14 protein-coding genes are annotated in these 14,034 nt (G+C 59.7%); 2 read left to right on the forward strand and 12 right to left on the reverse strand.

The window, feature by feature from the left end; translation table 11 throughout:
- Positions 1–53: 53 nt before the first annotated feature.
- From BFP96_RS07115 to BFP96_RS07135, 5 genes are read right to left on the reverse strand one after another with little or no spacing between them, the layout of a single operon-like run.
- On the reverse strand, positions 54–326 hold the full coding sequence (locus BFP96_RS07115) for a DUF2160 domain-containing protein (protein ID WP_003232363.1): 273 nt from the start codon (positions 324–326) through the stop codon (positions 54–56).
- Positions 327–337: 11 nt separating this feature from the next.
- A complete protein-coding gene (locus tag BFP96_RS07120) occupies positions 338–1,138 on the reverse strand; it encodes a carbohydrate ABC transporter permease (RefSeq protein ID WP_003192012.1) in 801 nt (266 codons plus the stop codon).
- A gap of 10 nt (positions 1,139–1,148) precedes the next feature.
- A complete protein-coding gene (locus BFP96_RS07125; RefSeq protein WP_003174635.1) occupies positions 1,149–2,015 on the reverse strand; it encodes a carbohydrate ABC transporter permease in 867 nt (288 codons plus the stop codon).
- Positions 2,012–3,109 carry an ABC transporter ATP-binding protein gene (locus tag BFP96_RS07130; RefSeq protein WP_065933879.1) on the reverse strand — a complete coding sequence of 366 codons (1,098 nt, stop codon included), beginning with the start codon at positions 3,107–3,109 and terminating at the stop codon, positions 2,012–2,014. The genes BFP96_RS07125 and BFP96_RS07130 overlap by 4 nt, the downstream gene beginning before the upstream one ends.
- Complete coding sequence (locus BFP96_RS07135; protein ID WP_065885009.1) at positions 3,109–4,203, reverse strand: ABC transporter ATP-binding protein; 1,095 nt, start codon at positions 4,201–4,203, stop codon at positions 3,109–3,111. Before BFP96_RS07135 ends, BFP96_RS07130 begins: the two co-directional genes overlap by 1 nt.
- Before the next feature lie 359 nt (positions 4,204–4,562).
- Here BFP96_RS07135 and BFP96_RS07140 point away from each other — a divergent pair, with 359 nt between their 5' ends.
- Positions 4,563–6,380, forward strand: coding sequence for a sigma-54-dependent Fis family transcriptional regulator (locus BFP96_RS07140; protein ID WP_065935911.1), 1,818 nt, complete (start codon positions 4,563–4,565; stop codon positions 6,378–6,380).
- A 1-nt stretch (position 6,381) separates the two neighbouring features.
- Here the strand turns inward: BFP96_RS07140 and BFP96_RS07145 are convergent, their stop codons facing one another.
- The 3 genes from BFP96_RS07145 to BFP96_RS07155 all read right to left on the reverse strand — a co-directional run bounded on the left by BFP96_RS07145 (position 6,382) and on the right by BFP96_RS07155 (position 9,817).
- Entirely contained in the window at positions 6,382–8,499 is a 2,118-nt protein-coding gene (locus BFP96_RS07145; protein WP_065935912.1) for a TonB-dependent receptor family protein, read from the reverse strand.
- A 155-nt stretch (positions 8,500–8,654) separates the two neighbouring features.
- Positions 8,655–8,936, reverse strand: coding sequence for a hypothetical protein (locus BFP96_RS07150; RefSeq protein WP_065935913.1), 282 nt, complete (start codon positions 8,934–8,936; stop codon positions 8,655–8,657).
- Positions 8,937–9,076: 140 nt separating this feature from the next.
- Positions 9,077–9,817: a hypothetical protein gene (locus BFP96_RS07155; protein ID WP_065892825.1), complete on the reverse strand. Its 741-nt coding sequence runs from the start codon at positions 9,815–9,817 to the stop codon at positions 9,077–9,079.
- A 233-nt stretch (positions 9,818–10,050) separates the two neighbouring features.
- On the opposite strand from BFP96_RS07155, the gene BFP96_RS31135 reads away from it, so the two are divergent.
- The gene (locus tag BFP96_RS31135; protein WP_256095189.1) at positions 10,051–10,185 is read left to right on the forward strand and encodes a hypothetical protein; all 135 of its coding nucleotides are present in this window, start codon (positions 10,051–10,053) and stop codon (positions 10,183–10,185) included.
- 176 nt (positions 10,186–10,361) lie between these two features.
- Here BFP96_RS31135 and BFP96_RS07165 read toward each other — a convergent pair whose 3' ends face one another.
- The 4 genes from BFP96_RS07165 to nthB all read right to left on the reverse strand — a co-directional run bounded on the left by BFP96_RS07165 (position 10,362) and on the right by nthB (position 13,999).
- Positions 10,362–10,652, reverse strand: coding sequence for a hypothetical protein (locus BFP96_RS07165; protein ID WP_065892823.1), 291 nt, complete (start codon positions 10,650–10,652; stop codon positions 10,362–10,364).
- A gap of 14 nt (positions 10,653–10,666) precedes the next feature.
- Entirely contained in the window at positions 10,667–11,803 is a 1,137-nt protein-coding gene (locus BFP96_RS07170) for a hypothetical protein (protein ID WP_065892822.1), read from the reverse strand.
- Positions 11,804–12,116: 313 nt separating this feature from the next.
- The gene (locus tag BFP96_RS07175; protein ID WP_065935914.1) at positions 12,117–13,346 is read right to left on the reverse strand and encodes a GTP-binding protein; all 1,230 of its coding nucleotides are present in this window, start codon (positions 13,344–13,346) and stop codon (positions 12,117–12,119) included.
- Positions 13,343–13,999, reverse strand: a complete 657-nt coding sequence (gene nthB / locus BFP96_RS07180; protein WP_065895954.1) for a nitrile hydratase subunit beta — start codon at positions 13,997–13,999, stop codon at positions 13,343–13,345. The genes BFP96_RS07175 and nthB overlap by 4 nt, the downstream gene beginning before the upstream one ends.
- Positions 14,000–14,034: the final 35 nt, after the last annotated feature.

Consider the following 14,034-nt stretch of genomic DNA (forward strand, 5'->3'; position numbering starts at 1 on the left):
GTTATCGTTGACGATTTTCGCGAGCAAGCTCGCTCCTACAGGGTGGTGCCTACCTAGCCCCAACGCATCACACTCAACAGCCATACCAGGGAGAGCGCGGACGCCACCCAGATGCTCCAGTCGGTAACGCCGATGACCAGCAAATGCAGGTAGGCGCTGCCGAGAAGACCGATAAACAAGCGATCACCACGGGTGGTGCTGATCGGCAGAAAACCGCGCCGAGGGATACTCGGCGAGCGCAACTCCCAGGTGGTCATGCCTGCCAGAATCAGCGCGATGCCGCCAAAGAACAGAGCTGTGGGGGTGGTCCAGGCCATCCATTCCATCATTGATTCCTCTAGACCCGGCCCAGGGCGAAGCCCTTGGCCACGTGGTTACGAACAAACCAAATCACCAGCATGCCCGGCAGGATGGTCAACACCCCCGCCGCCGCCAGCACGCCCCAATCGATACCCGAGGCCGACACCGTGCGGGTCATCACCGCCGCGATGGGCTTGGCATTGACCGAGGTCAGCGTGCGCGCCAGCAACAGTTCGACCCAGGAAAACATGAAGCAGAAAAACGCCGTCACACCGATGCCGGAGCCGATCAGCGGGATGAAAATCTTCACGAAGAACTTGGGAAACGAGTAGCCATCGATGTAGGCGGTTTCGTCGATTTCCTTGGGCACGCCGGACATGAAACCCTCAAGAATCCACACCGCCAGCGGCACGTTGAACAAACAATGCGCCAGCGCCACTGCGATATGGGTATCGAACAGGCCGATGGACGAATACAGCTGGAAAAACGGCAGCAAAAATACCGCCGGCGGCGCCATGCGGTTGGTCAACAGCCAGAAGAACAGGTGCTTGTCGCCGAGGAAACGGTAGCGCGAAAACGCGTAGGCTGCCGGCAACGCCACGCTCAGGGAGATCACCGTGTTCAGGCTCACGTAGTACAGCGAGTTGAGGTAGCCGGTGTACCAGCTGGGGTCGGTGAAGATCACCTTGTAGTTGGCCAGGGTGAAATCCTGCGGAAACAGGGTCAGCCCGCCGAGGATTTCGGTGTTGCTCTTGAAGGACATGTTCAGCAGCCAGTAGATCGGCACCAGCAGGAACAGGATGTAAACCAGTAGCGGAATAAGTTTGCGCTTGCTCATGTTGGCGGCCTCAGCGGTTGGCGTCGGAGTGGGTCATGGCGGTGTAGAACAGCCAGGACACCAACAGGATGATCAGGAAGTACACCAGGGAAAACGCCGCCGCCGGGCCGAGATCGAATTGGCCCACGGCCATCTGGGTCAAGGTCTGACTCAGGAACGTGGTGGCATTACCCGGCCCGCCACCGGTGAGTACGAACGGCTCGGTGTAGATCATGAAGCTGTCCATGAAGCGCAGCATCACCGCAATCAACAGCACGCTTTTCATCTTCGGCAGCTGGATATGTCGGAACACCGCCCAGGCCGATGCGCGATCGATGCGCGCCGCCTGGTAGTACACGTCCGGAATTGCGCGCAGCCCCGAGTAGCACAGCAGCGCCACCAGGGATGTCCAGTGCCACACATCCATCACCAGCACGGTGACCCAGGCGTCCGCCGTGTTGGCCGCGTAGTTGTAGCTGATGCCCAGGGCATTGAGGCTGTAACCGAGCAGGCCGATATCGGCGCGCCCGAAGATCTGCCAGATGGTGCCGACCACGTTCCACGGGATCAGCAAGGGGATCGCCAGCACGATCAGCACCAGCGACGACCAGCGCCCCTTGGTCGGCATGGTCAGGGCGATGGCGATACCCAAGGGAATTTCGATCAGCAGCACACAGGCCGAGTAGATGAACTGGCGCAGCAGCGAGTCATGCAGGCGTGGGTCGAGCAGCACCTGTTTGTACCAGTCGGCGCCGACGAAGTAGCGGCTGGACTGGTCAAAAATATCCTGCACCGAGTAGTTGACCACCGTCATCATCGGGATCACGGCACTGAACGCCACCAGCAGGAACACCGGCAGCACCAGCCACCAGGCCTTGTTGTTCTGCACCTTGTTCATGGCAGCACCTCCAGCAGGTAATCATCGGCGTAGAGCATCAGCCATTGCGCGGGGAAGCTGATGCAGGCGCGGCCTTCGGGCACTGGTTTGTCTTCGGCCAGGCGCACTTTGAGCGTGGCGCCGTCGAGGTTGAGGGTCATGATCTTGTAGGTGCCCAGGTCTTCCACGTGGGTGACGTCGGCCTGCAGCGCGTCAGGGTTGGGCTCGTCCCACACGTGGATGAACTCCGGACGAATACCCACCTGCAGCTTTTTGTAATCGGTGGCCTCGAGACGTCGCTGCAAGGCTTCGGACAATGGCAGGTGGGTGCCGGCAAAGCGCACTCCGCCCGCCTCGGCCTGCACCTCGATCAGATTCATCCCGGGGCTGCCGATGAAATAGCCGACAAAGGTGTGGCTGGGGCGCTCGAACAATTCGCGCGGGGTGCCGAACTGCACGATCTGCCCGCCGTACATCACCGCGATCTTGTCGGCGAAGGTGGAGGCTTCCAACTGGTCGTGGGTGACGTAGACCATGGTGATATTGAACTGCTCGTGGATCTGCTTGAGCTTGCGCCGCAGTTTCCACTTCAGGTGCGGGTCGATCACCGTCAGCGGCTCATCGAACAGGATTGCCGAGACGTCGTCGCGCACCAGGCCACGGCCCATGGAGACTTTCTGTTTTTCGTCAGCGGTCAGGTTGCGGGCTTTTTTGCTCAGCAGGTTCTGCAGGTCGAGGACCTCGGCGATTTCCTGCACCTTGCTGTGAATTTTCGCCTCGGCCATGCCTTGGTTGCGCAGCGGAAACGCCAGGTTGTCGAACACCGTCATGGTGTCGTACACCACCGGGAACTGGAACACCTGGGCGATGTTGCGCTTCTCCGGGGTGAGGTCGTTGACCACCTGGGTGTCGAACAACACCTGACCCTCGGACGGGCTGAGCAAGCCGGAGATGATATTGAGCAGGGTCGACTTGCCGCAGCCCGACGGCCCGAGCAAGGCGTAGGCACCGCCCTGCTCCCACACGTGATTCATTTCCCGAATGGCGTAGTCTTCCGGCCCATTCGGCGTCGGACTGTAGCTGTGCGCCAGGTTGCGCAAATGGATCTCGGCCATCAGGCAACCCTCGCAATACGGCGCCCGGGGGCCTGGACCAAACGACCCTGACCATCGAACACAAACAGTTTATGGGTGGGGATATACACGCGGATCGGCGCGTCGACGTCGTACTCATGCACCCCAGGCAAGTGCAGCACCAGCAGGAAATGTTCGCTGCGCACGTGCAGGAAGGTTTCCGAACCGCTGATTTCGGCGACTTCCACGGTCACCGCCAGTTCCAGGTCATCGTCGTTGCTGGGTACCAGGCTGATATGGCTGGGGCGCACGCCGAAACGGAATTCGCCTTCGCCGATGGGACGCAGGTCGACATTCAGCGGAAAGTGCACGAAGTTGGCGAAGCTCACTTCATTGCCACTGATGCGCCCCGGCATCAGGTTGATCGGCGGCTCGGAAAACAGCTCGGCCGCCAGTACGGTCTGCGGCTGGTGATAGACCTCGGCGGCCTTGCCGCTCTGGATCACCCGGCCCTCGTGAAGAATGGTGGTGGTACCGCCCAGCGCCAGGGCTTCGTTGGGTTCGGTGGTGGCGTAAATGGCGATGGTGTGGCGCGCCTTGAACAGTTCGCGCATTTCCTGGCGCAGTTCTTCGCGCAACTTGTAGTCCAGGTTGACCAACGGCTCATCGAACAGGATCAACTCGGCGTCCTTGACCAGGGCCCGGGCCATGGCCGTACGCTGCTGCTGGCCGCCGGACAGTTCCAGCGGATGGCGTTGCAGGAATTTCTCGATGCGCAGCATCCGCGCCGTTTCCAGCACCTTGCTCTGGATCAGCTCATTGGACACACCGGCCTGGCGCAAGGGCGAGGCGATGTTCTCGAACACGGTCATGGTCGGGTAGTTGATGAACTGCTGATAGACCATCGACACGTTGCGCAGGCGTACCGGCTTTTGCGTGACATCCACACCGTTCATCAGGATGCGGCCGCTGTCGGGCTTGTCCAGCCCGGCCATCAGGCGCATCAGACTGGTCTTGCCGGACAGCGTGCGACCGAGCAATACGTTGAAGGAACCGGGTTCGAAACGCAGGGTGGCGTCGTCGATCCAGGTTTGACCTTCAACAACGCGGGAGACATGTTCCAGGGTCAATGACATGACACGACCTTTTTATTATTGGAATGAATCTGGCCAGTTGTCAGAGCGAGTTTCGTGCCAAGGATGGCAGGTGATTGATTCACAAGGGAATGGGCTCAGAGGCATGTTCAAGCGTGAATAAAATGAACAGTTTAGGCTGAACAATTGAACAGATTTGCAGTTGACAATGAACAGTTGTGAACAACACTTTATGGGCGATGAAGATTAAATGTGGGAGGGGGCTTGCCCCCGATGGCGGTACATCAGTAACGGAAGTGCTGACTGACCCACCGCTATCGGGGGCAAGCCCCCTCCCACACTTGAAACCATTCCAATAGTTGAATTGTGTAAGCCCTATAACAATAAAAAGAAGGTCACCCATGGCCGAACCACTGGCTCACGACACCATCATCCAGGACTCCTGGCGCCGTTGCCGCGCGTTCGGACTGGATCACCAAAGCGTCCCCAGCTTCGATCAGTTGCCCGCCGAGGGCATTCGGCAGTTGCTGGAGAGCCAGCATTCACTGGTGCAGACCACCCACCAGGAGGTGCTGCCCTACTACGAAAACATCCTGAGCAATTCCAACTGCCTGATCATGCTCGCCGACAACCAGGGCCAGGTCCTGACGTCGTGGGGCACCCAGCGGTTTATCGAACCCGGGCTGGCCCGTGGTTTCAGCGCAGGCGCCAGCTGGATGGAGCGCGCCAGCGGCACCAATGCCATCGGCACCGCCCTGGCCTGCGCCCAGGCGGTGCATATCGAACACGACGAACACTTCCTCAAGGCCAACCGCTTCATGACCGGTTCGGCGGCGCCGATTTTCGACGCCCAACGCGAGATCATTGCGGTGCTGGATGTGTCCAGCGACAGCTACCTGCCGCCCTCCCACACCCTGGGCATGGTCAAGATGATGAGCCAGACCGTGGAGAACCGGCTGATCCTCAACCTGTTTCGCGGCGAGCATTTCCAGCTGACGTTCAACACCGGGCTGAGCAACCTCGACAGCCAGTGGGCGGGCCTGCTGATCTTCGATGAAAGCGGCCAGGTGCTGTCGGCCAACCGCCGCGCAGACAACCTGCTGGGCATCAGTTTGTCGCGGGTGATGATCGACAGCTTGTTCAAGGTATCGCTGCTGGAGTTGTTGAATCAGCCGCAGGGGCTGCCGTTTTCCCTGCAGGCGCCGGGACGCAATCGTTTCCAGTGCCTGCTCAAGCGGCCCAGGCAGACGCCGGTACAGGCGCGGGTGTTCAATCAGCCTGCGCCGTCGAAGCCCACCGCCGTCAGCCTCAACACCCTGCACTTTGGCGATGCGCGCGTGGAGAAAGCCGTGCGCCAGGCCGAGCGTCTGCTGGAAAAAGACATTCCGTTGTTGATCCACGGCGAAACCGGCGTGGGCAAAGAGGTGTTCGTCAAAGCCCTGCATCAGGCCAGCTCCCGCAGCCGCCAGGCATTGATCGCCGTGAACTGTGCGGCGATTCCGGCTGAGCTGGTGGAATCGGAACTGTTTGGCTATGAAAAAGGCGCGTTCACCGGCGCCAATCAAAAAGGCAGCATCGGCCTGATCCGCAAGGCCGACAAGGGCACCCTGTTTCTCGATGAAATCGGCGATATGCCGTTACCCACCCAGGCCCGCCTGCTGCGTGTGCTGCAGGAGCGGTGCGTGCAACCGGTGGGCAGCAGCGAGGTGTTCGCGGTGGACTTGCGCATCATCTCGGCGACCAACCGCGCTCTACGGGAGCTGGTACAAGCCGGGCGCTTTCGTGAGGATTTGTATTACCGCATCGGCGGCCTGACCCTGGAGCTGCCGCCGTTGCGCGAGCGCAGCGACAAGCAGGCGCTGTTCCAGCAACTGTGGCAGCAACACCGCGAGCCCACCCAGTGGGCCGGGCTGAGTGCCGAGGTGCTCAAGCTGTTCGACCAGCACCCGTGGCCGGGCAATTTGCGTCAGGTGAGCAGTGTGTTGCAGGTGGCGTTGGCGATGGCCGAAGAACAGCCGATCCGCCCGGAGCACCTGCCCGATGACTTTTTTTCCGACTTGAAACAGGCGGCGCCGCTGTCCAGCCGCGAACGCCTGGATGACAACCTTGACCTCAACCAACGCCTGGCCGCCGCTGGCGGCAACATTTCCCACCTGGCGCGGGAGCTGGGCGTGAGCCGAAATACCCTCTATAAGCGCCTGCGCCAGCACGAAGGTTGATTCAGCGCCAACGCCACGACACGCCGGTGTAAACACCACGCCCATCGGCGGGTGTGGAACGGGCTACGTCCATGCCTTTGTCGTCGTAACCCGGCGTCACGGTGTTGGCATAACGCCGGTTGGTCAGGTTGCGCAGATCGACCCAGGCTTGCCAGTCCTGCCTGGGCGCGTCGTAGCCGAACGTGGCGCCAAGGGTGGTGTAGGCCGCAGCGTAATAGGAGTTGGCGTAGTCCACCGCCACCCGCGAGGCATGCTCGGTGTTGAGGCTGGTGTAGAAACCGCTCGGGTGGCTGTAGCGCAGTTGCGCCTGGTAATAGTGCCTGGGGATGCCGGGCAAGGTGTTGTCGCCGAAACGATCATCATCGCGGTAGTGGAAGTCATTGAAGGTATAGGCCTGGCGCAGCGCAAGCTGGCCATTGCGGCCGCCGTCCCACAGCGGGCTGAGCAGGCTCAGTTCCACGCCTTGATGCACGGTGGGACTGGCATTGGCTTCGGCGACAATGGCACTGGCGGTCGAGGTCTGGGCCTGGGTTTCCACGGTCAACAGTTCGTGGCGCACTTCGGAGCGGTAGAGCGCCAGGTCCCATTGGCCAAGCCAGGCCTCGCCGCGCCCGCCGATCTCCAGGGTGGTGGCGGTCTGATTGCGCAACTTCACGCCTTCGCGCTGCAAGCCGTTGGCCGCACCGCTTTCTTTAGCGAAATATTTATTGGAACCCCAGATCATCGACCAGGCGTGCGGCGGCTCGACCGAACGGCTCAGGTTGCCATACACCTGCAATTGCGGGGTAAAGTCATAGCGCAGGCCGATGCGTGGCGCGTAGTCCCAATCGTGCTGACGCGTCGGTGCCTGGCCGTCCGGATAGGTGACCTGGGTTTCGCGGCGCGTATAAATCGCGGCCACGCCAGTGGTCAGCCACAGGTCGGGGACCAGCTCCAGCTCGTTGCCGATATGCAACACCGTGTCGGAGCCCAGGTAGGTGTAGTCACGGGTCTTGGTGCCGGGCGCGTAGCCCACCGTGTTACCGGCCGGGACGCGCACGTACTCCGAGGCGCCATTGTTGGGCATCGCCTGGGTGGTGCGCAGGCCGAGGGTGGTGGTGCTGTCATGGCCGAACAGGCTGTCCTGGCGGATGTAATTGAGCGTGCCACTGATGTCGGTGTAAGCGACTTTCAGGCGATTGGTGCCTTCGCGCAGGTCCATCGGGTAGTCGTGATAGGCCAGCCCGACCTCGACGCGGGACGTATCATCCAGCTGCAACGTGGTCTTGTTGGCAAGCCAGGTGGAACCCGGTTGCAAGCGTTTGGAATCGCGGGCGGCGTTGAGGCTGTTGGCGGCGCGCGGGTCATGGCTGATCTGCTCGCGGGTGAGCTTGCCCGGCGTGTCATTGGTGGTTTCGCGGTAGCGCAGATAGAAGCGCGTTTCCAGGTTGGGGTTGAAGCGATAGCCGAAGTTGGCCGCGATGCCCTTGCCCGTCCCGGCACTTTGCTGCTGGTAACCGTCGGACTGCGAATCGGTGAGGCTGATGTAGTAATCGGCATCACCGAGCACCTGGCCGGAACTGATTTCGCGCTGGGCGTAACCCCGGCTGCCCGCCTCATAGCGCACTTGCAGTTTGGGCGCCTCATAACCGGTGCGGGTCACATAGTTGACGGCGCCGCCCAGGGCCAACGCGCCCTGATCGAAACCGTTGGCGCCGCGCAGCACCTGCACCCGGCTCTGCCATAACGGGTCCTTGAGTTCATAGGGGGTGCCGCCGGGGCCGGTCAGCGGCAGGCCGTCGAACATTTCATACAGCCCGGAGGCATGGGAACCCGGGCTACGGTTCAAACCCGAACCGCGAATGGACAACTTGACCCCTTCGTTATTCGCCGCCTTGGCGTACACCCCGGCCTGATACTTGAAGACATCCTCGTTGGTGCTCACCCGCCCCTGCTGCACGCTGTCCATGTCGATGAAGTTAGTACCGCCGGGCACGCTGTTGAGCTGTGCCTGGGCGATCTCGCCGGCGCTGGCTTCGGACGCGGTGACTTCGACCGGCGCCAACTGCAGGTCTTCGGCCTGTACCAGGGAACTGAGGGTCAGGGCGGCGAACAGCAGCGGTGGTTGGCGCAACAGCATGGGCAGGTCCTTGAAATACGGGAGCGTGCACGGCAATGCCGGCACGCGAGCAGTCATGGGAAGGCTCCCACACCCGCCAAGTCACGCGCGATTCAAGTCACGGATTTTTCCCACAACCGTATCGGACCAGGATTATTTAAATGAAAACCCAGTGATCAATCGCTGCCCTGCTTGCCCGACCACTCCAGCGTCTGCATCAGATCGTCAGCGTCTGAGCCGACGGGAAACCTGAAACCGTACATCTGATCGGTGGCCAATATGTCGGCCAGCGTGTCGCATAGCTGCGCCTCCGTCGGCGCGTCGCGCAGCAGTTTGTGCGCGGGTATCAGCACCTCCGAAGCGACCCCCTGGGCACTCGCGGCGTCGATGACGGCAAACAGGATAAATCGCAGGCGGATTTCGCGATCAGTAGGCCAAACCGTTTTTCGCTTACCCAAGGTAGGCCCTCATGTTTAAGAAAAGTCCGAGGCTAGGGCCGACCGGGGGCAGGTTTCAAGCGGTCGAGGGCAGGATAGGCAACTTCCTACAGAGGAAAGGGACGCACCGTACCGATTAATCGTTCGTTGGCGCCGGCGTGTCACTGCACAGGCAAGAAATTCATCAGCAGCAGACTTTGCGCGTAGTTGAGGCCAATGCGTCGGTAGCGCTCATCGAGTATCTGGGTCAGCAGGTCGAGGCGCGCGACAATCTTGCCGAACTCGACGGCGAAACTGAGGTTGCTGCCCTCCTCTGATATCTCGTTGGAAAACAGCAGCAACACGCCATTGGCGTCCTGGCGCTGGCCGAGCAGCCAGGTGGCTTTCTCGATATTACGTGCGGCATTGCTGACGAACTGCGGGTTGATGGAGTCGGTCACGTAAAACTGCGTGCGCCCACCGTGGGCGGTCACCAGCATGCTGCCGATCGCGTAGATAAACGCCCCCACCCGATCCCCGCGAAACTCCGGGCTCAAGGAATAACTCAGGGCCGCCAGGTCACGACGCTCCCCCAGCGCTGGCAACGGCTGACGGTTCTCGATCGCCTGACGAATAGTCCGCGCAGCGGTCACCGCATCCGGATAACCGGACTGGCGCCACTGGCTGGGGTTGCGCAGGTACAGCTTGCTCATCAGCAGATAAAGGCTTTGCAGATTGTCGCGCATGCCCAGGGTGGCCATGCGATCCACGCTGGTTTGAAAAAACTCATCAGGCTTGCCGTCGCTGAACTGCCTGGCGATGTCACGCCCCTGTTGCTGGCTGCAGCCAGTGGTACACAACGCTAACAGCGCAGCCAGCAACAGCGGCCAGCGGGTGATAAAAGCAATTGACGTTCGATCCATCGGCACCGGGTCTATGGCTGTTGGCCACCCGCAGGAATCGGGTGGCTGGGACAGAGGTAGATCAGGAGAATGGAAAAAAGTGCAGCCCCACGGGTTCAGATAAGCAATGGACTACAGAGCGTTGCGACGATGGCTTTCAGAGTGCATCAATCGCCGCTGTAGAAAATTTGAATTAGCGAGTTGCCCTCTCGGTCAAGAATTATGAACGCAGTCAATCTGACGAGGTAAGCGAAATGACTATCCAGGCAGAAACACTCGTACAACTGACCCAAGCCCTGAAAGAGCGTGGCCTGAATCTGGTGTCCGACGTGCACTTCACCCGCGCGCCCTATCGGCACAATCACCGCTGGATCTGCACGGTGGAGTGATGAGTCAAGACACCCGCTACGCTCCTCACGCAACAAGCGCCCATACGCGGGCATGCATCTGTTCAGTCGCACCATTAAAAGAGCCCCCACGCCTATTAAGGTGTGGAGGCTCATTGCCGATGTGTTCACCCTACGATGCGGGTAACGCGCTTTAAAAAAACACTCGATACCTTAACTTACAGATTGGTGCACTGCCCTGTAGTCTTGCTCCGCCAAGACTTACCGCCGGACAACTTACAGTTATGTGCATCTTTATTGTTCAGGATCTTTCCAGAGCAATTCTTGGCCGACCAACATTGATTGCGGTCAGCCTCAACATCTTTTTGCTCCTGTTCTTGTGCCGTCTGTATCAGCGGTGGCTTATCGTTGGAAAACAAGGTTTCAGTATTGGACTTCTGTGTATCAGCAAAGACCATGCCTTGACATACAAACGCAATACTCATCAGTAAGACGCTGGAAATTTTCATGTCGACATTCCTGTTCAGGACATTTTTAATTGGGTATGTACACGGTAACTTTTGAAGAACTGCATCTGCGCCCATTCAGACACCGCTACCAGACTGACCTTGCCCTTCTTGGTTCGCCGGTAAACAATAACCGCCGTGCTGAATACCCAAGGCACGATCAATACATCACTGTCCTCCGGCGCCTTGAACTCCTGCTCGACAATCGATTCGGTAACCGACTCACGGCTCACCTCCAGCACATCGGTCACACCGAACTCCATATCCAGTGTGGAGGCCACTTCAGAACCGGATACCGGTTCGACGGCTTTCTCTGAAAGGGAGGTCTTGAGCGACCAGCTGACGGTCAACACATTCTTTATTGCCGACGTGACGGTGATCTTCTCGCTGGTCTTGCGTGAAGAGCCTGCAGGGATGTTGATGAAGCTTCTGGGATCAGTCCCGACGCTGTAGATCGCAACAGCAAAATATTCGTCGAGGAACAAATCCTGAGCATAAGGTGTTGGATAGTCCACATCGCCAATGCCATCCCAGAGTTCAGGCTCGATGACCAACGGCTCGGAACGGGCCAGCAGGCGCCGGCTCAGGGTCGGGCCATCCGGGATATATTGTAATGGATTGAAATCATCCACTTGCGTCAGGTCTTTCTCAACCTGATCCCAATCGCGTACATCGGGGTTCCTTGCCGCAAGCTCCAGCAGATATTCACGATATTCCTGCTCGACCGGATCAAGCGCTTCTTCTTCGAGTACCAGCTTCTTGTCTCGCCCTGCACGAATAGTGATTGAACGGTTGAAATCATGCCCACCCGAAGGCAGGTTTTGCCAACCATAAGAGGTCAGCGCACCGCCACTGGTCAGGCTCGAATCGTTGGAGCCCGAGAACGGAACATCAATCATCAAGGTGATCGCCCCGTAACCTTTCTCCCCCGGCGGCACCTTATCTTTCCACTGCGCGTGACACTCATAGCCCGTCCACGTGCCTCGCGCTGCGCGGATACCAAGTGCTTGAATCGTAGTGTTGGGCGCAATACTACAAGGGCCATTGTCATCTTGAGAGTCACGATACCAAGTGCCCCACTCGATTGACTGGCTAGTTACTTCCAGTGTTCGGTCCGTACCATTGGTAATTGTTAAATAGAAAGTCCATGACATTTTTTCATCTCCTTGTTGAACATCCTGCCATGGAGAAACTAGTCGCGAACTGGACAGCGTGCTGGCAATCTGACAGACGGTAAGGTTAAAAAGTGGGGGCAATTCCACATCCACCCTCCCCAGGCAGTTGCAGAACTTCACAAACACCAACACAAAACCACTTATTTACTCATATAAATCATCGACCTGGTTTTAACGGCCCCGGCGATACCCGAGTTGTCTTCACCCATTGCCAACTCATCTTTAACCGTGCCCTTAAATTGTGGATCACGGCGACAAATTACGAACGCCTGGTATTGTCTGCGCCGGTCGCTTACGTCGATGTCGACAACGCCCGTGAATCAAAGACTGCCGCCCCCGGCAGGGCCTGCCAGGCGACAGGGCCGGCGGCAATTTCCTCGGCACTCAGCAGGCAGGTGTCGAGCGCGCGTTGCAGTGCGGGGGTGTCCAGGTCCTGGCCGATGAAGACCAGTTCCTGGCGACAATCGCCGACAATGCTGTCCCATTTGGCCATGATGCCCTGCAACCGATAGTGGTCCTGCGGCCATTGCGACGGGTCGATGAAATTCCACCAGCGGCCGACATAATCCCACTGAAACTGCCTGCCGCTTTGTGCCAGCAGACCGGTTTCCTGATGCCGGCTGGCGAGCCAGAAATAACCTTTGCTGCGCAACAGGCGCCCGTTGCTCCAGGGACGGCTGAGGAAGTCGAGCAGGCGCTGCGGGTGAAAAGGTGCGCGCTCGCGGTAGACCCAGGACGTCACGCCATAGGTGTGCGACTCGGAGGCCGCTGCGTCGCTCTCCTCCATCTGTTTCATCCAGCCCGGTGATGCCGCAAGGCTGGGTAAATCGAACAGGTGGGTACCGAGAATGCCGGCTAACGCGGTGTTGCCGTGGGTCATCGGCACGATCCGCGCGCTGGGGTTCAGGCCCGCCAGGATCGCCTGCACGGCCTGGTAACCCGGCGCATCAAGCAGGTCCAGTTTGTTGACGAGAATGACGTTGGCGTACTCCACCTGCTCGATCAGAAGATCCGCCAGAGGCCGCCTGGTCGTGCCTTGTGCGTCATCGCGGGCGACGCTGTCCGACGACTCCAGCAACCCCTGGAAACGGCTGCCATCGACCACCGTCACCAAGGTATCAAGCCGTGCCAGTTCGCTGAGGCTGAAGCCGTCGGCGTCGAGAAAGGCGAACGTCTCCGCGACCGGCATCGGTTCAGAGATGCCGGTGGACTCGATAAGCAGGTAATCGAAACGCTGCTGGCGTGCCAGGGCGCTGATCTGCTCCAGCAGATCGGCGCGCAGCGTGCAGCAGATGCAACCGTTGCTCATCTCGATCAACTCGTCGCGCCCCCGGTGCAGCGACACATCGCGCTGCACCTCGGCGGCGTCGATGTTGACCTCGCTCATGTCATTGACAATGACCGCCACCCGCAGGCCTTCGCGGTTGCGCAGGATATGGTTGAGCAGCGTGGTCTTGCCGGCGCCGAGGAAACCGGACAGCACCGTCACCGGCAGTCGGCCTGTCAAGGCGTCGTCCGTCATGCGCTCACCGTGCCGTCGGCGTGGTCCAGATAGCTTTCGAACAGGTCAACCACCACCAACCCCTCATCGGCCGCATCGCCCCACAGGTCTTTCACGCGAAACTCGACGTGGTAGGTCGGCTGATGCGCCGCACGCGTATCGCCATGGCCAATCGCGTCAGGAAATGGCCATTTTTCAGCCGTGCGGTGCAGCACCACGCCCGTCTTGCCCCGTACGTAAGCCGGCATGCGCACATGCCCGGCCACGTATTCGTTTCGCACCACCACTCGGTCGCCCACTTCGAAGGGGGCGCGGCCGGTGATTGCCGCACGCCCACTCGACTGGGCAGGGTTCGCCAGCTTGAAATGAGACCCCAGGGCCTCATCAAGCTCCGCCTGGGTGATCACGCCTTTCTCGACCAGCAGGGTTGCGGTCGCAATCACATAACGCTCGTAGTACTGGGTACCGACGTGCTGGCGGACGTCCAGGCGTTCGACGGCATGGCGCACTTCGTCCACGCTGAACATCTTCAAGTGATCGGCACCGATGAACATCAGGCTGTAGGCCAGGTGTTCCCAGTCCTGCTTGAACACCGGTTGGTAGCTCAAGCTGTTGATGGTGTGGGGGACTTTTCCAAAGCCCTGGAAACCGCCGAGATCGTGAAAGCCATCCATACTGAAACCTCCGGGAATTGAACGATAAGGGGCTG

The sequence above is a fragment of the Pseudomonas sp. 34 E 7 genome (genome assembly GCF_900005715.1).
In the GTDB taxonomy this organism is placed as follows: domain Bacteria; phylum Pseudomonadota; class Gammaproteobacteria; order Pseudomonadales; family Pseudomonadaceae; genus Aquipseudomonas; species Aquipseudomonas orientalis_A.